General features: G+C 64.8%; 19 protein-coding genes. 14 read left to right on the top strand and 5 right to left on the bottom strand.

The genetic code is table 11. The annotated features are described in order from the left end of the window. Window positions 1-198: 198 nt before the first annotated feature. Window positions 199-1,566, bottom strand: coding sequence for a deoxyribodipyrimidine photo-lyase (locus ABFD92_20860; protein MEN6506993.1), 1,368 nt, complete (start codon window positions 1,564-1,566; stop codon window positions 199-201). Next, window positions 1,566-2,366, bottom strand: a complete 801-nt coding sequence (locus ABFD92_20855) for an alpha/beta hydrolase (GenBank protein MEN6506992.1) — start codon at window positions 2,364-2,366, stop codon at window positions 1,566-1,568. Before ABFD92_20855 ends, ABFD92_20860 begins: the two co-directional genes overlap by 1 nt. On the opposite strand from ABFD92_20855, the gene ABFD92_20850 reads away from it, so the two are divergent. From ABFD92_20850 to ABFD92_20840, 3 genes are all read left to right on the top strand, one after another. Then, on the top strand, window positions 2,365-2,553 hold the full coding sequence (locus tag ABFD92_20850) for a hypothetical protein (protein ID MEN6506991.1): 189 nt from the start codon (window positions 2,365-2,367) through the stop codon (window positions 2,551-2,553). The two genes, ABFD92_20855 and ABFD92_20850, sit on opposite strands and share 2 nt — an antisense overlap. A 29-nt stretch (window positions 2,554-2,582) precedes the next feature. After that, a complete protein-coding gene (locus ABFD92_20845; protein MEN6506990.1) occupies window positions 2,583-3,071 on the top strand; it encodes a TspO/MBR family protein in 489 nt (162 codons plus the stop codon). Between the two features lie 164 nt (window positions 3,072-3,235). Next, window positions 3,236-5,341 (top strand): right-handed parallel beta-helix repeat-containing protein, encoded by a 2,106-nt coding sequence (locus ABFD92_20840; protein ID MEN6506989.1) that lies wholly within the window; start codon window positions 3,236-3,238, stop codon window positions 5,339-5,341. Window positions 5,342-5,513: 172 nt separating this feature from the next. Here ABFD92_20840 and ABFD92_20835 read toward each other — a convergent pair whose 3' ends face one another. After that, a complete protein-coding gene (locus ABFD92_20835) occupies window positions 5,514-6,305 on the bottom strand; it encodes a dienelactone hydrolase family protein (GenBank protein ID MEN6506988.1) in 792 nt (263 codons plus the stop codon). A 169-nt stretch (window positions 6,306-6,474) separates the two neighbouring features. Between ABFD92_20835 and ABFD92_20830 the strand changes: the two genes are divergently transcribed. The 11 genes from ABFD92_20830 to ABFD92_20780 all read left to right on the top strand — a co-directional run bounded on the left by ABFD92_20830 (window position 6,475) and on the right by ABFD92_20780 (window position 18,033). Next, a complete protein-coding gene (locus ABFD92_20830) occupies window positions 6,475-7,110 on the top strand; it encodes a superoxide dismutase (GenBank protein MEN6506987.1) in 636 nt (211 codons plus the stop codon). Between the two features lie 67 nt (window positions 7,111-7,177). Continuing rightward, window positions 7,178-7,993 (top strand): DNA repair protein RecO, encoded by an 816-nt coding sequence (recO, locus tag ABFD92_20825; protein MEN6506986.1) that lies wholly within the window; start codon window positions 7,178-7,180, stop codon window positions 7,991-7,993. Between the two features lie 152 nt (window positions 7,994-8,145). Further along, window positions 8,146-9,330 (top strand): outer membrane protein assembly factor BamD, encoded by a 1,185-nt coding sequence (gene bamD / locus ABFD92_20820; protein ID MEN6506985.1) that lies wholly within the window; start codon window positions 8,146-8,148, stop codon window positions 9,328-9,330. Further along, on the top strand, window positions 9,327-9,845 hold the full coding sequence (gene lptE, locus ABFD92_20815) for an LPS assembly lipoprotein LptE (GenBank protein MEN6506984.1): 519 nt from the start codon (window positions 9,327-9,329) through the stop codon (window positions 9,843-9,845). Before bamD ends, lptE begins: the two co-directional genes overlap by 4 nt. 73 nt (window positions 9,846-9,918) lie before the next feature. Then, complete coding sequence (gene ftsH, locus ABFD92_20810; GenBank protein ID MEN6506983.1) at window positions 9,919-11,862, top strand: ATP-dependent zinc metalloprotease FtsH; 1,944 nt, start codon at window positions 9,919-9,921, stop codon at window positions 11,860-11,862. Window positions 11,863-11,922: 60 nt separating this feature from the next. Next, the gene (locus ABFD92_20805; GenBank protein ID MEN6506982.1) at window positions 11,923-12,234 is read left to right on the top strand and encodes a hypothetical protein; all 312 of its coding nucleotides are present in this window, start codon (window positions 11,923-11,925) and stop codon (window positions 12,232-12,234) included. A 63-nt stretch (window positions 12,235-12,297) separates the two neighbouring features. Continuing rightward, the gene (folP, locus tag ABFD92_20800; GenBank protein MEN6506981.1) at window positions 12,298-13,143 is read left to right on the top strand and encodes a dihydropteroate synthase; all 846 of its coding nucleotides are present in this window, start codon (window positions 12,298-12,300) and stop codon (window positions 13,141-13,143) included. 127 nt (window positions 13,144-13,270) lie between these two features. Then, entirely contained in the window at window positions 13,271-14,110 is an 840-nt protein-coding gene (locus tag ABFD92_20795) for a diadenylate cyclase (protein MEN6506980.1), read from the top strand. After that, window positions 14,107-15,177, top strand: coding sequence for a hypothetical protein (locus ABFD92_20790; GenBank protein MEN6506979.1), 1,071 nt, complete (start codon window positions 14,107-14,109; stop codon window positions 15,175-15,177). Before ABFD92_20795 ends, ABFD92_20790 begins: the two co-directional genes overlap by 4 nt. A 13-nt stretch (window positions 15,178-15,190) precedes the next feature. Beyond that, complete coding sequence (locus ABFD92_20785; GenBank protein MEN6506978.1) at window positions 15,191-16,447, top strand: glutamate-5-semialdehyde dehydrogenase; 1,257 nt, start codon at window positions 15,191-15,193, stop codon at window positions 16,445-16,447. A gap of 155 nt (window positions 16,448-16,602) precedes the next feature. Continuing rightward, on the top strand, window positions 16,603-18,033 hold the full coding sequence (locus tag ABFD92_20780; GenBank protein ID MEN6506977.1) for a sulfatase-like hydrolase/transferase: 1,431 nt from the start codon (window positions 16,603-16,605) through the stop codon (window positions 18,031-18,033). 92 nt (window positions 18,034-18,125) lie between these two features. Here the strand turns inward: ABFD92_20780 and ABFD92_20775 are convergent, their stop codons facing one another. After that, window positions 18,126-19,178 carry a protein arginine kinase gene (locus tag ABFD92_20775; protein MEN6506976.1) on the bottom strand — a complete coding sequence of 351 codons (1,053 nt, stop codon included), beginning with the start codon at window positions 19,176-19,178 and terminating at the stop codon, window positions 18,126-18,128. Next, complete coding sequence (locus ABFD92_20770; GenBank protein ID MEN6506975.1) at window positions 19,175-19,660, bottom strand: UvrB/UvrC motif-containing protein; 486 nt, start codon at window positions 19,658-19,660, stop codon at window positions 19,175-19,177. The genes ABFD92_20775 and ABFD92_20770 overlap by 4 nt, the downstream gene beginning before the upstream one ends. Window position 19,661: the final 1 nt, after the last annotated feature.

Genomic DNA, 19,661 nt, shown 5'->3' with positions numbered 1-19,661 from the left:
GACGTACATCTCCTTCACCGCAAACCTTCGTTCAATACAGAAAGGGCTTTCTTCCTTTGCCGGGAACTGCTTCCTCTGCCCGACGGGAAGTATGCTACCAAAAAATGTCCATTTTGACAAGGCCAATCTTCCACTGTGTTAGCATTTCTTTCCAGCAAGTGAAGGGCAATTGGTCTGTCGGCGGAATCCGATGGGGGGTCACGAGAACTTGTCAGCGTAGGGTTCCATTTGGTACTTTCGTTCCAGTCCGCGTTCGTTCATGTACCGCACGAGGCCGAAAACCGGCCGCTGGGCCCAGGGGCGGTCATGTTTGCCGAAACACCAGGCGACGCCGGCAAAGCCGTTTGGGTCGCGCCCATCGAGGAAATACTTGTTATTGAGGTGCAGGATCGTCCGAAAGGCCTTTTCCGGCTGGGGCGTCCATTCCAGGATCTTCTTCCCCCAGTACATCCGCATGGTGTTATGCATGTAGCCCGTCCGGACCATCTGCCTCTGGGCGGCATTCCAGTACCGGTCGTGCGTGTCGGCGGCTTCGAGCTGCGCCGCGGTATAAAGGTACGGGCGTTTGTCGTGGCGATGGGCAGCCAGAGTCGCGCGGGTCCAGGCGGGCAGGGCAGCGAAGGCATCGTAGCGGCGGTTGTAGTGCGTGAAGTTCATGCTCAGCTCGCGCCGGACGATCAGTTGCTCCAGGTAAGCGTCTTTGGCCTTGGCAGGGGCGTCGGCGGCGAGAACGTCCAAAGCCAGTTCCAGCGGCGAGAGCTGCCCGAAGTGCAGGTAGGCGCTCATGTGCGAGCCGCCGTCGAGGCTGGGATCATTTCGGGCCTCGTGGTATTGCGCCAGACCGCCTCGAAGGAACGACCGCCACTGCCGCAGGGCGGCCGTCGTGCCGCCTTCGCGCTCCACCCGCGCCACGCTGCGGTCGATCTTCATACCGGCCAATACGTCCTGCCAGCGAGCCGCGTCCAGCCCGCCCAGTCGCAGGGCCAGCGAGTCCTTCGCCACCGCCACGCGGCGCAGCGGCGCGAGATACTCGCCCAACAGCCGCTGGATGGGCCCGCGAATCACCCGTGCGCCCACCGCTTCCTTCGGGTAGGCGACGCGCACCGGCACCACCACGTCGCTTTCGACCTGCACGCACCGGCAGGACGTCCGCGAGGTCACTTTCCGCCGCCACGCGCGCTGGACGCGCAGATAACCGACATCCGTGACAAGCTCGGCGGCCTCGGCGGCCAACTCAGGTATCACCTCCGCCGGTGAACCGGCCCGGACGACAAGCTGCACGCCGCGCCGGGCGAGCGCTGCGGACGTATCGGCCAGGCCCTGAAGCATAAAGCTGTAGTGGCGCAGATTGGCGTCAGGAAAGTCAGCCGTCAGCGCGAAGGCGGCCACAAGCGGCAGGGAAAGCTCATTGGCCCGCGCGGCGGCGTATTCCAAGGCATGGTTGAACCGCTCGCGCTGCGACGCCTGCATCCAATACAGCACATAGCGGCCGCGGCGGGTTTCCTTGCGGTTCAGCCACGCAAGTCGCAGAGGGTTGATATCGACTCTGGGCTTTGTTCGGGCCATCAGTGAATACTATCGGCCGGGGCGGAAATTGTCGGCGGGCCTTTGAGGTATCCCAGAGCAGCCAGGAACTTGTCGGCTTCGATGAGCGTGCGCTCCCTGTACGGCGAGTGATTGAAGAACCCGTGATCCTGTCCGGGATAGATCACGAACGTCATCTTCGCGCCGGCCTTGGCGGCGGCTTTTTCGAATTCGCGGCCGTCGATTTTGTAGAACTTGTCCTTGTCGCCGTAGAAGACGACGGCCGGCGGCGAGTCGGCTTTGACATTTGCGCATGGGCTGATGATCTTGGCGAGTTTGGGATCGTGCGCCATCGCGGCTGTCAGCGGCGCCTGGCCGTAGAGCTTGGCTACGGGGTTGAACAGCACCATCGCGTTGGGTTTTGAAGAGACCGCTGTGTCTTCATCCTCAAGCCCTTCGCTGAGTCCCGCACAGGCGGCGATGTGCCCGCCGGCAGATCCGCCCGAGGCGACGATGCGGTCAGGATCGATGCCCAGTTTCACGGCGTTGGCCCGCAGATACCGCACGGCGCTCTTGGCGTCAGAAACGCACTTATCGGGCGTGACGCCGTGGAGGCTCTTGACGCGGTAGTCGGCCCGGGCGGCGACCATCCCGCGCGAGGCGAAATACTCCGCCTGTTTGCGAAACTGCTCGGTCGTGCCGCCGGTCCATCCGCCGCCGAAGAAAAATACGATGGCCGGGCGCTTGTCGGAGGGCTTCCAGTCCTTGGGCAAATGCACGAACATGGCCAACTCGGCTTGTGGCGTCTTCTTGTAAATGAACCGTCGATGGGAACTGGGCATGCTTTCGCTCCTGTCCGAGGCCGGTCGCGTGGCTGGCGCGCCGGAAGCGTGGGCAGCCAGCACCGCCGCCGCCAAAATAACGATCCTCGTGCGGGTCATCTTGGTGAAGTTCGTTCTGGCACTGTCTTTCGACATCCTCAGCGACCTCCGCGGCTCAATCTATCGGGCGTTAATAGTCGACAATTGAAATAGAATACTCTTAACAGGAGAGTACCCGTGAAACCGTTGGTGTACAACATTCTGATTCTGGCGGCATTTCTGTTGCTGTGTTTCGGAGTGATGGGAGTGGGCGGATGGGTGACCGCTCCAGCCGTGCGAGAGTGGTACGGGACCTTGCGAAAGCCGCCCTGGAATCCGCCGGCGTGGGTCTTCGGTCCGGTGTGGACGTTCCTGTTCGGCACGATGGCCGTCTCGGCGTGGCTGGTCTGGCTGCGCCGCGACAGCACGGCGATCACCGCGGCGATGGTGCTCTTCGGCGTGCAGCTCGCTCTGAACCTGGCCTGGTCGGTGTTGTTCTTCGGTCTGCACAGCCCGCTGTGGGCGATGGTCGACATCGTCCTGCTGCTGGCGGCCATCATCGCCACGATCATACTGTTCTGGCAGGTGCGTCCGCTTTCGGGGCAACTGCTGCTGCCGTACGCCGCATGGGTAACATACGCCTCAACTCTCAACGCCGCGGTGTGGTGGCTGAATCGCGCCGCGTGACCTATGGAGTGCGGCAGCCTTAGCTGCCGCTTTGGAAGTTTTTCCAACCGCAAAGTCTCTCTGCGCCTGAACAACTCCAAAAGCGGCAGCTGCTGCTGCCGCACTCCACATGCGTTGGGCGGCGTCGCGCGGTATACTCTCGGCCCTAACTGACAGGAGTCATCATGACGATCTATGTTTCCCCCGGCGGCCGCGACGGCAATCCCGGCACGAAGGAAAAGCCTCTGGCCACGCTGGCGGCAGCACGCGACATGGTGCGGCGGCTCAAAAACAAAAATTCGGACCAGGACTTCACCGTGCTGCTTGCGGGGGGGACGTACCGCCTGAGCAAGACGCTGGTTTTCGGCTTGGCCGACTCTGCCGCCGACGGCCACACGATTACCTATGCCGCCGCGCCGGGGCAGAAGCCGGTGCTGGCGCCGGACGTGGCGATCGGCGGCTGGAAGAAGCTCTCGGGCCCTCTGCCCGGTCTGCCGGCCAAAGCCCGCGGGAAGATATACGTCGCGCCCATGCCGAAGAACCTCAAGCGGTTCTTCACGCTCTATGATGCGAAAGGGCCGCTGCCGCGGGCGAAGGTCGGGCCGATGAAGCGCCTCGGGGCCGCCGGCGGGCGTACGCTCAGCGGCGACACCTTCCGCATGCCCGCCGGAGTCATCCGCAACTGGACGAACCTGCGGGACGTGGAAGTGCGACTGTGCATGGGCGCGCCGTGGTCGGCCAACGTCCTGCCGATCAAGTCCGTCGACGCGGAGGCCGGAACCGCGACGGTGGCTGTGCCGCCGACGTACGGCATTGAGGGGGCAGACTTCGAGCGTCATGGCCCACGCGGCAGCACATGCATCGAGAACACCTTCGAGGGCCTCAGCGGCCCCGGGCGGTGGGTGAGCGACACCAAGGCCCGGCGCATCTATCTCTGGCCGCGCACGCCGGGTCAGCCGCGCGACATCGTCGCCCCATGCCTGACCGAGTTGATCCGCGTCGAGGGCAAGATCGATTACGCCGGCCCGAGCGATATGCCCGTGCGCGGGCTGATTTTCCGCGGCCTGACGTTCACGCGGGCGGACCGCTATCTCTGGGACGCCGATCACGTCGGCTGGGGCATGCAGCACGACTGGGAGCTGCACGATCGGCCCACCGCGATGGTGCGCTTCCGCGGGGCGGAGAACTGCGCGGTGGAGAACTGTCGCTTCGTGTACGCCGGGGCCGCCGGAGTGCGGCTGGACCTGCACGCGGTGGGCAATCGCGTGACGGGCAACCGCATGCACCACATCGGCGGCGTGGGCGTCAGCGTGGGCGGGTACGGCCCGGGCGCCAAGAACGTCAGCCACGACAACCAGGTCGTCGCCAACGTGATTCACCACGCCGGCCAGGAATACTGGCACTCGCCTGGGATCATCGTCTGGCAGAGCGGGCGAAACCGCGTCGCCCACAATCTGATCCACCACATGCCCTACGCGGGGATCGTCGTCAGCACGCGACTGGACATGCGCAGCCGCACGACCGGCGAAGGTTTCAAGACCGTGCGCTGGCACGAGATCAAGGCCGCCAAGGACGTGCTCGACGGCGGGCTGTTCATGGACAGCCGGTGGTTCTACACCAAGGACAACGTCGTCGAGCTCAACGAGATTCACCACGTGATGCGGCAGATTTTCGACGGCAACGGGATCTACATCTCGACGGTCGCCGGCGACACGCTGTGCCGCTGGAACTTCATCCACGACTGCCCCAGCCACCACATGCAGGCGGGCATACGCTCGGACCAGCCGCAAGACACCTCGCGCTACATCGGCAATATCATCTGGCGCTGCGGCGGGGCGGGCATCGGGATCGTGCCCAAGGGCCCCCAGCACGTCGTGGGCAATATCATCGCCCAGATGCACTACGACAAGCAGGAGCACTGGGCGTACCTGACGCTGATGGACCCGCACGCCACGGCTGCCCTGGTGCGGAGCAACATCCTTTACGCCTCCGCGAGCGATCACAATGCCTACCTGGGCGACACCGCGCCCGACGGGCGGCCGATCCCGACGCTGGGAACGTGCGACCTCGATTACAACCTCTACTGGAACACCGCCGACAAGAACTGGGGCAAGCGCCACCTGGCCAAGGCCCGCAAGGCCGGGGTGGAAAAGCACAGCCTTGCCGCCGATCCGCAGTTTGTGAACATCGCCGGCGGCGACCTGCGGATCAAGAGCAGCTCTCCCGCGTGGAAACTTGGATTCGAGGTGATTCCCGTGGATCGCATCGGTCCGGCCGGTGCGAAGCGATAGCCGAAGGCGCGGGTGCCGTGGCGGGAGGGCTTTAGCCCGACAGCCACGCCAGCGCAGCAGCGCCGCCAGTTCAGGGATCGTGGCTCTCCGGGCCTTCTGCCCTGCGCGCCACGGCACCCAGTCTCCGGGCCTTCGGCCCTGCGCGCCACGGCACCCGGGCGGGAACTTCGGACTAGCGCTTGAAGATTTCGTCGAAGAAGTTCTTCATTGCCTCCCAGGATCGTTTGTCCGCCGTTTCGTTGTAGGCGACATTGGTGGATGGGTCGTCGCCTGAGGCGGGGTTGGTGAAGGCGTGGACGGCCCCGCTGTAGATGTTGATCTGGTAGTTCACTTTGGCCGGGCGCATTTCCTCGATGAAGCCCTGCACCTGCGTCATCGGCACGGAGCGGTCGTCGGCCCCGGTGCAGACGAGGATCTTGGCCTTGATGCTCCTGGCGTCCTGGGGCGTGGGGGTGTCGAGCCCGCCGTGAAAGCTGACCACCCCGGCGATGTCCGCTCCACTGCGAGCCAATTCCAGCGCCACCGTTCCGCCGAAGCAGTATCCGATCACGGCGATGCGTTTGGCGTCGACGCGCGGGTTCTTGCTCACGGCATCGAGGGCGGCCTTGATCCGCGCCCGCATGAGCTTGCGGTCGCTACGGAGGGGGCCGGCGAGCTTGGCGGCCTCGTCTCGTGTCTTGGCCACCACGCCCTTGCCGTACATGTCGACGGCGAAGGCGGCATAGCCCATCTGCGCGAGCTGCCGGGCGCGGTTCCTGGCATAGTCATTGAGGCCCCACCATTCATGCACGACCAGCACCAGCGGCTGGGGAGTTGGGGCGGCATCGTCAAGGACGAGCAGCCCCTGCATCTGTGTCTGCTGGTGGGCGTAGGCGACAGTCTGGGTCGCCAGGGCGGCGTGGGCAGCGGGGGATGCCAGGGCCAGAATCGCCGTTGCCAGGGCGATAGGAAATTTCCTGATCATGGTACGTCTCCTTGTCTTAGCGGTACGTATGTAATGATAGTGCCGGGCGACTTCGGGCGGCTTGTTTGTTTCGCAAAACGCTGCCCTACAATGTGCTGTGGAAGAGGCGCCGCCACGGCCTGCGCGTTGAATCGGCTGGGGTGGCTTCCACAGGAAGTGAGGATCAGCAATGGTTTATGAAGTGCCCGCTCTGCCTTACCCGTATGACGCCCTTGAGCCCCACATCGATGCCGAAACGATGGAGATCCATCACACCAGGCATCACGCCGGGTATGTACACAACCTCAACAAATTGCTCGATGGACGGCGGGAACTGCAGTCGCTGCCGCTGGAGGAAATTCTCTACGACATCGGTCGCGTGCCGGAAGCCATCCGGCAGGACGTGCGCAACCACGGCGGTGGGCACCTCAATCACAGCCTGTTCTGGCGGATCATGACCCCGGGCGGGTCGCAGCCGCCGCAGGGTACGCTGGGCCAGACGCTGATCGAGCAGTTCGGCAGCTTTCGAAGGATGACCGACAAGTTCACCCAGGCTGCCATGGCGCGGTTCGGCAGCGGATGGGCCTGGTTGGCCGTCGAACCCACCGGGCAGTTGACCGTCTTCAGCACGCCCAACCAGGACTCGCCCCTGATGTACGGCTGCCAACCGATCCTCGGCCTGGACGTCTGGGAGCACGCGTACTACCTCAAATATCAGAGCCGCCGCGCCGACTATATCGCGGCATGGTGGTCGGTGGTGAACTGGAACCGCGTGGCCGAACTCTACGCCCGCAGCGCATCACGCATCGAACGCAAGAGCAAATAGAACTTGGTAATCAGTAATCGGTAACCGGTAATCAGTAACCACGCTGCGGATTACTGGTCACTGATTATTGATTACTGGTTACTATTACCCCATGCGCCACCGGGAGCAGGCAATCTGTCTTCGCGCTTACGACTACAGCGAGACCTCGCAGGTCTTGCACTTCCTGACGCGCGAGGGCGGGGCTGTCCGCGCGCTGGGCAAGGGCACCAAGCGGCCCAAGAGCAAGTCCGGCGGGCTGGTCGACATGTTCAGCGAAGGGGAGTTGATCTACTCTACCGGCCGGGGCGAGAGCCTGGCGACCCTGATCGAGTACGCGGAGACGGACTCGCACGCCGCGCTGCGAAAAGACCTGCGGCGGCTTAACGCGGCGCTGTACATGCTGGAAGTCGTGGCGGCCACCGTCAGCGAGGGCGACGTACACGTGGAGGTCTTCGACCTGCTGCACAACGCCCTGACGCGCCTGGGGCAGAGTGACGCGCCGGTTCAGGCCGTGCTGGCGTACTTCCAGTGGCGCTTGCTCGGTCATTTGGGTCTTCTGGCTGACCTGCGAACCTGCCAGGGCTGTCAGACGCCCCTGATCGGCAAGGCGGCGGCCGCCAAGGAGCAGGTCTTCTTCAGTTCCACCGCCGGCGGGCTGATCTGCAGCCGCTGCCGCATGACGGCCAAGGAAGCCCTCGCCGTCGACGCCGCGGCGCTGCAGGGCATCGCGGCGCTGACGGCCAGCCGCACGGCAACGCGCCCCGTGCTGGAAGAACCCCAGGCCCGCAAGGTCAACCGCCTGCTGTGCTACCACATCGCCCAGCAGATCAACCATTGGCCGAAGATGGCCAAGCACGTCCTGGGCGGTCCTGCGAATTCGGGTGCCGTGGCGGGAGGGCTTTAGCCCGACAGCCACGATGGGGGCAACGAGGCGCGTGTGCGGGGATCGTGGCTCTCCGGGCCTTGGGCCCTGCGCGCCACGGCACCGGACCCTCTCGCCTTCTTGCTAATGGCGGCTTGGGGTGTATAATTGTTCCCCTGTCTGCGGGGGGCTTTATGGCCAAACCGATGGCGGCATCAAACAACATCCTGACCCTCGCCATGCTCGCCGCGTTGTGCGCGCCGGCGGCGGCGCGGGCTGACGAAGCGGGCAAGGCGCCGGCCTCGAGGCCGGCCACGGGCGGCGTCGCGGTCTCCGACGCCGCCGGAACCGGCGAGTTCGAGTGGAAGGGCGGCAAGTGGGTGCGCAAGGCGGCCGCCCCGGTCGGTTCGCTCTCGGCGGGGATCACCGAGATCCGCGACCTGCTGGCCAAGAAGAAGTGGGGCGACGCCCTTTCCAAGGCCCAGAAGTTCGTCAAGAGCAATCCCTTCGACGACGACTGCGAAGAAGCGATGTTCCTTGCCGGCGAGGCCGAGGTCGGACGCGAGCACTACTTCCAGGGTTTCGAGTGGTACGAGAAGCAGATCGCCAAGTTCCCCGGCGGAAAATTCTTCCAGCGCGCCCTCGACCGCGAGTACGCCGTGGCTGAGGCGTTCCTGACCGGAAAGAAACGCCTGTCGATGGGGATGTTCTGGTTGCCCGCCAAAGAGGACGGGCTTGAGATCCTCTCCAAGATCGTCAAGCACTCCCCCGGAAGCGCCTTGGCCCGCAAGTCCGTCATGCGCATCGGCGACTACCACTACCGCGCCGGCGAGTGGACCGAAGCCGTCGACGCCTACGACAGCTATATCGAACTGTTCAAGAACGACCCGGACGTCGAGTACGCCATGCTCCAGGGGGCTCGCGCGACGCAGTCGCAGTTTGGCGGCATCGAGTTCGACGACACGCCCCTGCTCGAGGCCCAGCAGCGGTACAAGACCTTCACGGAGCGCTACCCCAAGGCCGCCAAGCGCGAGGGCGTGCCCGACACGCTGCGGCAGATCACCGAGCTGCGGGCGCAGAAACTTTTCAGCAGCGCCGAATTTTACAGGCGCACCAGCCGCCTGGACGCGGCGGCGTATTACTACGGACAGGTGGCAACCCGGTTTCCCGAGACGACCTGGGCGGCGAACGCGCGTCAGGCGCTGGGGCTGCTGGGCGGCGTCACGCCGCGGTCGCCGGGCGAACCTTCTCAGTCAACAGTAGTGGCAAGTCCGCCCGAGGGACGCTATCATAAGCGGTTTGTGCCGCCCCCTCCACCGTCGGAAGAGGGGATGCTGCCCAAAACGTCTGGCGAAATTCCGACCGGAAAACCCCAATGAAGACCGCTTATCTCCTCCTGGCGACAACCGTGGCCGCACTGATCGCGGCAGGATGCACCAACACCGGTTATACGATGCAGGACCAGTACCGCACGGGCATCAAGACCGTGGCGGTGCCCGTCTGGTCGCGAGGCAAAGACGTCTACCGCCGCGACATCGAGCTGCGCATGACCGAGGCGGTCATCAAGCAGATCGAACTGCAGACGAAGTACAAAGTGGCAGACAAGACCGGCGCCGACACGCTGCTGACCGGGCGCATCGACGACATCAGCCAACTCGTGCTCAGCTATGATGCCGCCAGCGGCAACGCCCGCGAGATTGAAGTGGTCGTCACCCTGTCGTTCGTCTGGACCGACCTGCGAAGTGGCAAGGAACTAGCCAAAATTCCCGCCATGACCGTCGCCGGAACGTATATCCCGCTGTCGCCCTACACCGAGGAATTCTTCCAGGGCAGCGAGACAGTTCTCAACAAGGCCGCCCGCATGGTCGTAGAACAGATGGCAGAGCCGTGGTGAGAGATACAATACTGACATGAACAACCAATCTCCGAATAGACCTCCACGGCTGGGTGGGCCCACGCCGCCGCGATTGACCCGTTCGTTGCTGGGGTGGGTGGTGGCCATCGCACTGGCTCTGGCGCTGCTGGCGTTCGCCCGGATGCCCGGCTCGAAGCCCATCACGCCCGACGCCTTCTGGACCTATGCCCGCAACGGCAATCTCAAAGGCAAGGTCATTGTGCGCGAAAAGGAGATCCAGGGCGAAGTCGGACCCAACACGCCCGGGTTCAGCGCCGCCGATCCGCCCCGGTTCGTCGTGAACTACGCGTTCTCGGCCGAGAATGACTTCGACCAGCGGCTGCAGGAAGCCCTCGATGCCGGCGCCAGCCGCGGCGGCACGACGAAATACGAATACGAGTTCGCCGGATGGTGGGCCGGCGCTCTGCCTTCGCTGGTGTTGATGCTGGGGGTGTTCTTCCTGCTGTGGTTCTTCGTGTTCCGGCGGATGGGCGCCGGCGGCGGGGGGGCGGGTTTCCTGGGCAACTTCGGGCGATCGCGCCACAAGGTCACCACCAAGGAACAGTCCACCGTCACGTTTGACAACGTCGCGGGCATCAACGAGGCCAAGGAAGAAGTCGGCGAGATCATCGAGTTCCTCAAGAACCCCAAGAAGTTCCACCGCCTCGGCGGGCGCATTCCGCGCGGCGTGCTGCTGGTGGGCGAGCCCGGATGCGGAAAGACCCTCCTGGCCAAGGCCATCGCCGGCGAGGCCAACGTCCCGTTCTTCAGCATCTCCGGAAGCGACTTCGTCGAGATGTTCGTCGGCGTCGGCGCCAGCCGCGTGCGAGATCTGTTCAAGCAGGCCAAGGACAACTCCCCCTGCATCATCTTCCTGGACGAGATCGACGCCGTCGGGCGCCGCCGCGGACACGGGTTCGTCAGCGGCGGGCACGACGAGCGCGAGCAGACCCTCAACGCCATTCTCGTCGAGATGGACGGCTTCGACACCTCCGACCAGGTCATCGTCATCGCCGCGACCAACCGCATGGACGTGCTCGACCCGGCCCTGACGCGACCGGGACGCTTCGACCGCCAGATCATCGTCCCGCTGCCCGACGTCGGCGGACGCCTGGAGATCCTCAAAATTTACGCCGCGAAGGTCCGCTGCTCGCCGGATGTCGACCTGCAGCGCATGGCCCGCGGAACGCCCATGTTCAGCGGGGCCGACCTCGAAGCGCTGGTCAACGAGGCCGCCATCGCCGCGACCATGGCCAACAAGGAATACGTCGAGCAGGCCGATCTCGAAGAAGCGCGCGACAAGGTCCGCTGGGGACGCGCCCGAAAGAGCCGCGTCATCGACGAAAATGACAAACGCGTCACCGCCTATCACGAGGCCGGGCACGCCCTGACGCAACTGCTGCTGCCCGACGCCGATCCGCTGCACAAGGTCTCGATCATCCCCCGCGCCAACATGGGCGGGGCGACCTTCTCCCTGCCCGAGAAAGACCGCTACCTGTTCAGCCTGAAGTACTGCAAGGCCCAGTTGTGCGTCCTGTTCGGCGGGCGCGTGGCCGAAGAAATCTTCTGCGGCGACATCACCAGCGGCGCCCAGAGCGACATCGCCCAGGCGACCATGCTCGCCCGAAAAATGGTGCTCGACTGGGGCATGAGCCCACGACTCGGGGCCGTCAACTACGCCAACGATCCCGACCAGTTCAACGGCATGCTGCCTCCGGGCTCGAAGTACTCCGAGAAGACCGCCGAGACCGTCGACGCCGAGGTGCGGCTGCTGATCGACGAGGCCGGCGCCGCCACCCGCAAGATCATCCAGGAAAACAATCACCAACTCGGCGAGATCGCCAAGGCCCTGATCAAGTACGAAACGCTCTCGGCCGAGGAGGTCAAGCAGATCGCCGAAGGGCGCGAGCTCGACAAACCGACCGTTGACGATCTGCTGCTGCGCGAGAAGACCAACGGCCAGTCCCACGCCGATCGGCCGGTAAAATTGCGCGACGTTCTTCCGGATCCGGGATAGACTTGATCAGAACGGGCGCGTGCCCTTGCCATAACGCCACTATAACAAAGGAGAGCAGATATGGACAATCTGGGGCCTGTCATCGCGATTATCCTGACGATCTTCTATCTGTATCTTGCCGTGCGCAGCGACCGCGTCAAACGCCCCGTCCTGTTCTGGATCGGCGCTTTGGCCCTGGCTTCGGCGATGATCCTGGGGATATTCCTCATCATCGACAGCCGGGCCGTGCGGATCGTCTTCTCGATCCTCATGGTCGTTCTGCTGGTGGCGTCGTTCCTGGTGGGGCTGGCGGCGGCGTTCGGCGGGCAGTTGCCCGTGCGGCTGGCTGAAACGCGAGCCCCCACGCGTCAGGACGAAACAACCGGCGTGTGAACGACTCGGCGGTTCGACAAATTATCCGTTAGTCATCGCCGCGAATCCGGCTATCATGCCCGCATGGCCGCATCGCTGCAGGACATCCTGAACTCCCATCACACCGGACGCCCCGCGGTGATGGGAGTTCTCAATATCACCCCTGACAGCTTCTCCGATGGCGGGGAGTTCTTCGATGCCGGCACGGCCGCTGAGCATGCGGCAGCCATGGCGCGCGAAGGCGCCGACATCATCGACATCGGCGCCGAATCCACGCGTCCGGGATCGGCGCGCGTCAGTCCAGGCGAGCAGATCGCGCGGCTGGGCTCGAGCGTCGCGGCGGCGGCGGGCACCGGATCGCTGGTCAGCATCGACACGTCCAGTTCCGTCGTGGCCGCCTGCGCCCTGGAGCAGGGCGCGAGCATCATCAACGATATCTCCGCCGGTCGCGACGATCCGGAGATGTTCGCCCTGGCCGCCGAGCGCGGCTGTGGGCTGGTGCTGATGCACATGCGGGGCGAACCGGCGACCATGCAGCGCGACCCGGACTACCGCGACGTCGTCGCCGAGGTGCGGAGCTTTCTGGCTCAGCGCATCGCCGCGGCGATGGCGGCGGGGGTCAAGGCCGCCCAGATCATCGTCGACCCGGGCATCGGGTTTGGCAAACGTCTGGAACACAACCTGGCGCTGCTGCGGGGCCTGGCGGCGCTGTGCGACCTGGGGCGCCCGGTGCTGGTGGGGGCGTCGCGAAAACGATTCATCGGCGAGTTGACGAACACCCCGGCGGCATCGGCCAGGACGCTGGGCAGCGTGGCGGCGGCGTTGTACGCTTACGCCGGCGGGGCGACCATTCTGCGCGTTCACGACGTGTCGGCGACGTGCCAGGCTCTGGCGGTATGGCGGAGTCTTGAGAACCCCGCTGGATTCTGAGCGTAACATCAGTAGAGTTCTAGGGCTGGGAAAGCTTCAGGAACGTTCGCGGTTTTGTCGATAGAGTAATGCCAACCTGCCCTGCAGGGCGGTGGTCTCGTGCGCATAGCCAACGAAAAGCGTCGCCGTGGAAGATTTGATTCGCGCCATCATGACCTACCTGCACCGCGTGGCCAGCTACAAGAGCGGCGTGGTGCTGATCGAACTGCTGCTGATCGGGGCGGTGGTCTGGTGGGTCATGCGCTTCCTGCGAGGAACCCGCGGCGCGCGATTGATCAAGGGCGTCGCCATTCTGCTGGTGACCGGATACGTCGTCATTCTCGCCCTTCCCGAAAGCCTCGAATGGGAACGCATCCGCTATCTTTACGGCGGGTTCCTCCTGTTCGTCTTCGGCGCGGTGCTGGTGGCCTTTCAGCCTGAACTGCGCCGGGCCCTGATCCAGATCGGGCAGGCCCAGTTCTTCCGCGGACCGGCCGGACAGGCCGAAGTCGTCATCGAGAGCCTCCTCGAAGCAGCCGCCTTTCTCTCGCGAAACAAGATCGGCGCCGTCGTGGCCATCGAGCGATCGGTCGGCCTGACGACCATGATCCGCAGCGGCACGGTGGTCGACGCGGAAATCTCGCCGCAGTTGATCAACACCATCTTCTACCCCGGAAGCCCCCTGCATGACATGGGCGTGATTGTGCGCCAGGGGCGCATCGCGGCCGCCGGGGTGCAGTTTCCTCTGGCCGAAAGTGAAGAGGTCGACCCGTCTCTGGGCAGCCGCCACCGCGCGGCGCTGGGCCTGGCGAAGGAATCCGACGCCGTGGTGCTGGTCATCAGCGAAGAGACCGGTCGCATCTCGCTGGCGTGCGAGGGGCAGTTGTACATCGGGCTGGAGATCGAGAACCTGCGGGCGATGCTGACGAGCTTCCTGAACCCCCCGGTGATGCTACGCCGCCGCGCGGCCAAGGGAGGCTCGTCATGAGCAAGCGATTGGGCGTCAAGGAGCGGGGGGCCTTGTCGCGGAGCTGGTGGTTCGAACGCGGACGCAACGCCCTCTGGGTGCTGCTGGTTTCGGTGCTGGTCTGGATCTACGCCGACTTGCAGCACACGGACAGCCACGAGTTCACCTCGAGCATCGTACTGCACTCGACCGACCCCGACCGCATTATCACCTCGCCGGCGCGGCAGAAGGTGGCCTTCAAGATCGTGGGCAGCCGCCGCAACGTCGAGATCTATCGCGAGCGGTTCAACGCCGATGACCTGACCCGCTTCGACGTGGCGAAGCTCCCTGCCGGAGCCAGCAGCATCCCGGCCCTGCCGATCGTCCAGCAGGTGCCGCAGTTTAACGAGCTGGGGCTTTCGGTGCAGGGAGTTTCGCCGGATACCATTGCGGTGACCATAGAGATGCTGGCCAGCCACGAGGTGCCGGTCGAGTTCGTGCCCGTCGGGCGAGAGCTCGACGGCAAGGCGCAGGTCACCCCCGACCGCATCGCCGTGCGATGCACCGAGTCGGCCTGGCAGCGAATCCTCAGCAAGACCAACTCCAAACCCACCCTCAAGACTCTGCCCCAGGACCTGCGGGCGTACACGCCCGGCCAGACCCTCACGCTGGGCGAAGTCAAACTGGAATCGCAGATCGCCGACGAGCCGGTGGCTTTGGTCGAAAGCGGGGCCACCGTCAACGTCTCGGCCACCATCGGGCAGTACACCGACGCCAAGGAACTTTCCATCAGCGTTGCCCTGCTTTGCCCGGTCACCTGGGCCGAAGATGGCACATGGGCGAAATTCTCCCTCGTGCGCAAGGACGATATGGAGTGGAGGCCCAAGATCAAGGTCACCGGTCCCAAGACCGACATTGCCAAGGTTTCCGACTCCATGATCGAGGCGTACGTCGTGCTCGAAGACCGCCACAAGAAAGACATCAAGAGCTGGGAAACCGAAGAGGTGCGGATTCGGTTCCTGGGCGATCTTCAGTTGAACGTGGTCGGCCCGGCTCCTAAAGTGCAGTTCAAGATGCAGCAGAAATCCGAAGAACCTGCTGAACCCTGACCCCCGGACGCGCATGACCGCCTCTCAGTACATCCAGTTCCTGGGCGCTGAGGCCCGAAAGGCCGCCGGCGTCCTCGCCGGCGCCAAGGGCATCCAGCGCGACCAGGCCCTGCTCGCCTGCGCCGCCGCCCTCCGCCGCCGCTGCGCGACCGTGCTCGAAGCCAACGCACGGGACCTCGCCCGCAAGGATGAACTGGGCCTCTCCGACGCCATGATCGACCGCCTGCGCCTGACCGAGGCGCGCGTGGAGGCGATGGCGGCCGCCATCGAACAGATCGCCCGCCAGAACGACCCGGTGGGCAAGACCATTGAGGCGTATAACCGCCCCAACGGTCTGCGAGTCGAGAAGCGGCGCGTTCCCATCGGCGTCATCGGGATCATCTTCGAGTCGCGCCCCAACGTGACCGCCGACGCGGCCGCCCTGTGCCTCAAGAGCGGCAACGCCTGCATCCTGCGCGGCGGCAAAGAAGCCATGCAGTCCAATCTGGCCGTCGCCGCGGCCATGCGCGAGGGTCTGGCCCAGGCCGGTCTGCCTGCCGATGCCATTGCCATGATTGACAATCCCGCGCGCGATATCGTGACGGCCATGGCCACCGCCCAGGGACTGATCGACCTGATCATCCCCCGCGGCGGCGAGGGGCTCATCCGCGCCGTCGTCGAGACCGCCACCATCCCCGTGATCAAGCATTTCACCGGAAACTGTCACGTCTACGTGCATTCGGCCGCCGACGCCGCCACTGCCGAGACGATCGTCATCAACGCCAAATGCCAGCGCCCCGGCGTCTGCAACGCGATGGAGACGCTGCTGATAGACGCAGCCGTCGCGGCGGAGTTTCTGCCGCGGCTCGCGGAACTCATGGTCGCCCGCGGCGTAGAGCTGCGCGGCTGCGACCGCTGCCGCCGGATCGTACCGGATATGAAAGCCGCCACGCAGGACGATTGGCGGGCGGAATACCTCGATCTGATTTTGGCGGTGAAGATCGTCGACGGACTGGCCGAGGCCATCGACCACATCAACACCTACGGCAGCGCCCACACCGACGCGATCGTGACGAAGGATATCGCCGCGGCTGAAACCTTCACCGCCCTGGTCGACTCTGCCAGCGTGATGGTCAACGCCTCGACGCGGTTCAGCGACGGCGGCGAGTACGGTCTGGGCGCCGAGGTGGGCATCAGCACCGACAAGCTCCACGCCCGAGGTCCCATGGGCGCCGAAGACCTGACGACCTATAAGTGGATCGTGACCGGTCAAGGCCACATCCGCCAGTAGCGGTTAAAAGACTTACCACAGAGACACAGAGAACACTGAGGGTCAAACAAGACGCGGAAAGCGAAGCAAGATACCGAAAGCGGGATCTTGCTTGCCTCCTCGGCTTTTCTCGCTGTCTCTGTGGTAAGTTGTGTTCCCCGTGATCGAGTACAAGCATGACCCAGACTGACGCACGCCCGAACATTCTGCTGATCATGCCCGACCAGATGCGCGGCGACTGCCTCTCGCTGGCACGCCACCCGGCCGTGCTGACGCCCAACATCGACTGGATCGGCGGGCAGGGCACGTTCTTCCGCCGTGCATATACCACGTGCCCTTCGTGCATCCCTGCGCGGCGGAGCCTGCTGACGGGAAAGTTCCCGGCTAGCAACGGCATGGTCGGATTCATCGGCGGCTGCGAGACGACCGGCCGGGTCCTGCCGCAACTGCTGTCAGACGCCGGATACCAGACCGCCCTGATCGGGCGCAACATGCACCAGCACCCGGCCGAAAAGGACTACGGCTACCAGACCCGCACGCACGGCTCGTCGTACGTCAATGACGACGATCTTGCCGCGGCCATCGAGCAAGGCGCCCCCGGCGCCGGCGGTCTGGCGGCGGCGGGAATGAGCTACAACGGATGGACAGCGCGGCCGTTCCATCTCGATGAGCGCCTTCACCCGACCACATGGGTCGCCCGGAAGACGCGGGAATATCTCGCGTCGTATGACGCCCGGCGTCCGCTCTTTCTGACCAGTTCGTTCTACGCTCCGCATCCGCCGCTGGTGCCGCCGGCGTTCTACATGGAACGCTACCTGCGGATGCCGCTGCCGCCGGCTTCCGTCGGCGATTGGGCGCCCATGCCGCCCAATGACGGGCTGGGCGCGGGCATAGACTCGCATTACGTGAATCTCACCGGCGAGGCCCTGCGCAGCGCCCAGGCGGGGTACTTCGGCCTCATCAACCACATCGACGACCAGATTTACTGGCTCATGCAGGACTTCATGTGGAAGAGCCACGCCGGCGGGCGGCCCTGGGTCATCGTCTTCACCAGCGACCACGGCGAGATGCTCGGCGACCACCACATGTTCCGCAAGTGCGAGCCCTACGAAGGCTCAGCCGCAATCCCCATGCTCATCTGCGGATCGAGCAAGCTCGCGCTGGCGCGCGGGGGGGTCTGCGACCAGCCCGTCTGCCTGGAAGACCTCATGCCCACGCTGCTGGAACTGGCCGGGCTCGAGTGCCCCGCCGGCGTCGACGGGCGAAGCCTGGTGGACGTCCTGCGCGGCCGCAGCGACGCCCGCGTACGCGACGTGCTGCACGGCGAACACTCCCCGTGCTACAGCGGCCCCCAGGCGTTCCAGATGCTCACGGACGGCCGCTACAAGTACATCTGGCGCCCCGGCGACGGCAGCGAGCAGCTCTTCGACCTTCAGAATGATCCGGGGGAACTGACAGACCTCTCGCGGCGCGATGGGTCGGAAGTGGTTGTCTGGCGTCAGCGGATGATCGAAAGGCTCAAGATGCGCCCGGAAGGGTTCGTCAAGGATGGGCAACTGGTTGCGGGGCGGCCTTACGAGGGGCTGCTGCCTCACGCCAGGGGCTAGCCCGAAAAATGCATGAACCGCAGGTAAGTTTCTTCGCTCAAAATACCTCTGCGGCCTCTGCGATCTCAGCGGTGAAATATCCGGGCTAGGCCTCACGGGGCCAGGCGCTGGCGGATATACGCCGCCCGGCAGGCGGCGCGTTCGGCGGCGTCCATTTCGCGATTGTGGATCTTCTGCAGGTGCGCCGGTTGCGTCAGCAGGAACAGCTCGTTGACGGTCTTGAGCTCGACGTCGCGGATGCGTCCGAGATTGATCCCCAGCCGCACCAGCGAGAGCAGGTACATCGTCTCCTCGCTGGAGATGAGCATGGCGCTGCGCAGCAGGGCCAGGCTGCGGAAGATGCGGTCGTCGGCCGCCAGGAGCTGCTGGCGCACGAGCCCCTCGCGGGCCTTGCGTTCATAGTCGACAATGGCCGGAACGATCTGGTCGCGGAACTCCGAGAGGATCTGCCCTTCGCTCTTGCCCAGGGTGGTCTGGTTGGAGAGCTGGAAGAAGTCGCCCATGGCCTCGGTGCCCTCGCCGTAGAGCCCGCGGATGGCCATGTGCATATCCTGCGCGGCATGGACGACCTTCTCGATAGTGTTGGTGAGCTTCAGCGCGGGCAGGTGCAGCATCACGCTGACGCGCAGGCCCGTGCCGACGTTGGTCGGGCAGGCGGTGAGATAGCCGTAGCGGCTGTGGAAGGCGAAGCTCAGCCGCTCTTCGAGGCGGTCGTCGATGCGGTTGATCTCGGCGAAGGCCTCGTCAAGTTCGAACCCGCTGCGGAGCACCTGCAGGCGCAGGTGGTCTTCCTCGTTGATCATGATCGAGACGGTCTCGCTGGAACTGACCGCCACGCCGCGCGGGTGCTCGGCGGCGCCGTGCTGGCGCGAGATCAGGTGCCGCTCGACGAGCAGTTGACGGTCGAGCGGCCCCGCGGCCGCCACGTCCACGTAGAACATCTCCCGCGTCAGGGCGGCATCGAGCACTTCGCGGCGGAGGCGCTGCTCGACCTCGTGCTGCTGGGCGCTGGTGCAGCGGGACAGGAACGGCATGCCCGCCAGGTTGCGCGCCAGGCGGGTGCGCGACGAGATCACCACGTCATGCATCGCCCCGGCCCCGCGGAGCCATTCGCCGGCCTGTCGTGTCAGATCCGTCAGGCTCACGGTTCAACCTCTTTAATGTGATCGCGCAGGCGAGCGGCGAGCTCGTAGTTTTCGGCCGCCACGGCGTCGCGAAGCTGCGCCCGCAGTCGCAGGATGTTGGTCTGCCTCGCCTGGTCGTCTCCGGCGCGGCTGGGGACCTTGCCGACGTGGTGGTCGGCGCCTTCCTGGGCGCGTCGCAGCAGGGGCAGGAGCTGTCGCTCCAGGGCGTCGTAATCATTGGGGCAGCCCAGCAGCCCCTTGGAGCGGAACTCGCTGAAGGTGATCCCGCAATAGTCGCAGCTCAGCGGCGCCTCTTCAGGGGCGTTGGACGTGGCCAGCACGAAATCTTCCAGCATCTGGCTGATCGGCACGTTGGCCTTGATGGTAATGCCCGCCGTCATCGCGCACTGCTCGCAGAGGTGCTTCTCGATCTTCTCCCCGCCGATAATCTCGGTCATGTGTACCGTGGCGGGGCGGTCGCATTTTTCACATTTGCCTTTCATG

The organism is Planctomycetaceae bacterium, assembly GCA_039680605.1.
GTDB lineage: Bacteria > Planctomycetota > Phycisphaerae > SM23-33 > SM23-33 > JAJFUU01.
Note: the sequence above shows the minus strand (reverse complement) of the source record. Positions and strands in the feature narration are given on the sequence as shown.

Bases quoted from the DNA above. Each gene is read 5' to 3' on its own strand.
- ABFD92_20850 (MEN6506991.1), top strand. From the start codon at position 2,365: ATGCTTTCGCTCCTGTCCGAGGCCGGTCGCGTGGCTGGCGCGCCGGAA.
- bamD (MEN6506985.1), top strand. From the start codon at position 8,146: ATGGCCAAACCGATGGCGGCATCAAACAACATCCTGACCCTCGCCATG.
- ABFD92_20770 (MEN6506975.1), bottom strand. From the start codon at position 19,660: ATGAAAGGCAAATGTGAAAAATGCGACCGCCCCGCCACGGTACACATG.
- ABFD92_20830 (MEN6506987.1), top strand. From the start codon at position 6,475: ATGGTTTATGAAGTGCCCGCTCTGCCTTACCCGTATGACGCCCTTGAG.
- ABFD92_20785 (MEN6506978.1), top strand. From the start codon at position 15,191: ATGACCGCCTCTCAGTACATCCAGTTCCTGGGCGCTGAGGCCCGAAAG.
- ABFD92_20835 (MEN6506988.1), bottom strand. From the start codon at position 6,305: ATGATCAGGAAATTTCCTATCGCCCTGGCAACGGCGATTCTGGCCCTG.
- folP (MEN6506981.1), top strand. From the start codon at position 12,298: ATGGCCGCATCGCTGCAGGACATCCTGAACTCCCATCACACCGGACGC.
- ABFD92_20780 (MEN6506977.1), top strand. From the start codon at position 16,603: ATGACCCAGACTGACGCACGCCCGAACATTCTGCTGATCATGCCCGAC.
- ABFD92_20855 (MEN6506992.1), bottom strand. From the start codon at position 2,366: ATGCCCAGTTCCCATCGACGGTTCATTTACAAGAAGACGCCACAAGCC.
- lptE (MEN6506984.1), top strand. From the start codon at position 9,327: ATGAAGACCGCTTATCTCCTCCTGGCGACAACCGTGGCCGCACTGATC.
- ABFD92_20840 (MEN6506989.1), top strand. From the start codon at position 3,236: ATGACGATCTATGTTTCCCCCGGCGGCCGCGACGGCAATCCCGGCACG.
- ABFD92_20860 (MEN6506993.1), bottom strand. From the start codon at position 1,566: ATGGCCCGAACAAAGCCCAGAGTCGATATCAACCCTCTGCGACTTGCG.
- ABFD92_20790 (MEN6506979.1), top strand. From the start codon at position 14,107: ATGAGCAAGCGATTGGGCGTCAAGGAGCGGGGGGCCTTGTCGCGGAGC.
- ABFD92_20805 (MEN6506982.1), top strand. From the start codon at position 11,923: ATGGACAATCTGGGGCCTGTCATCGCGATTATCCTGACGATCTTCTAT.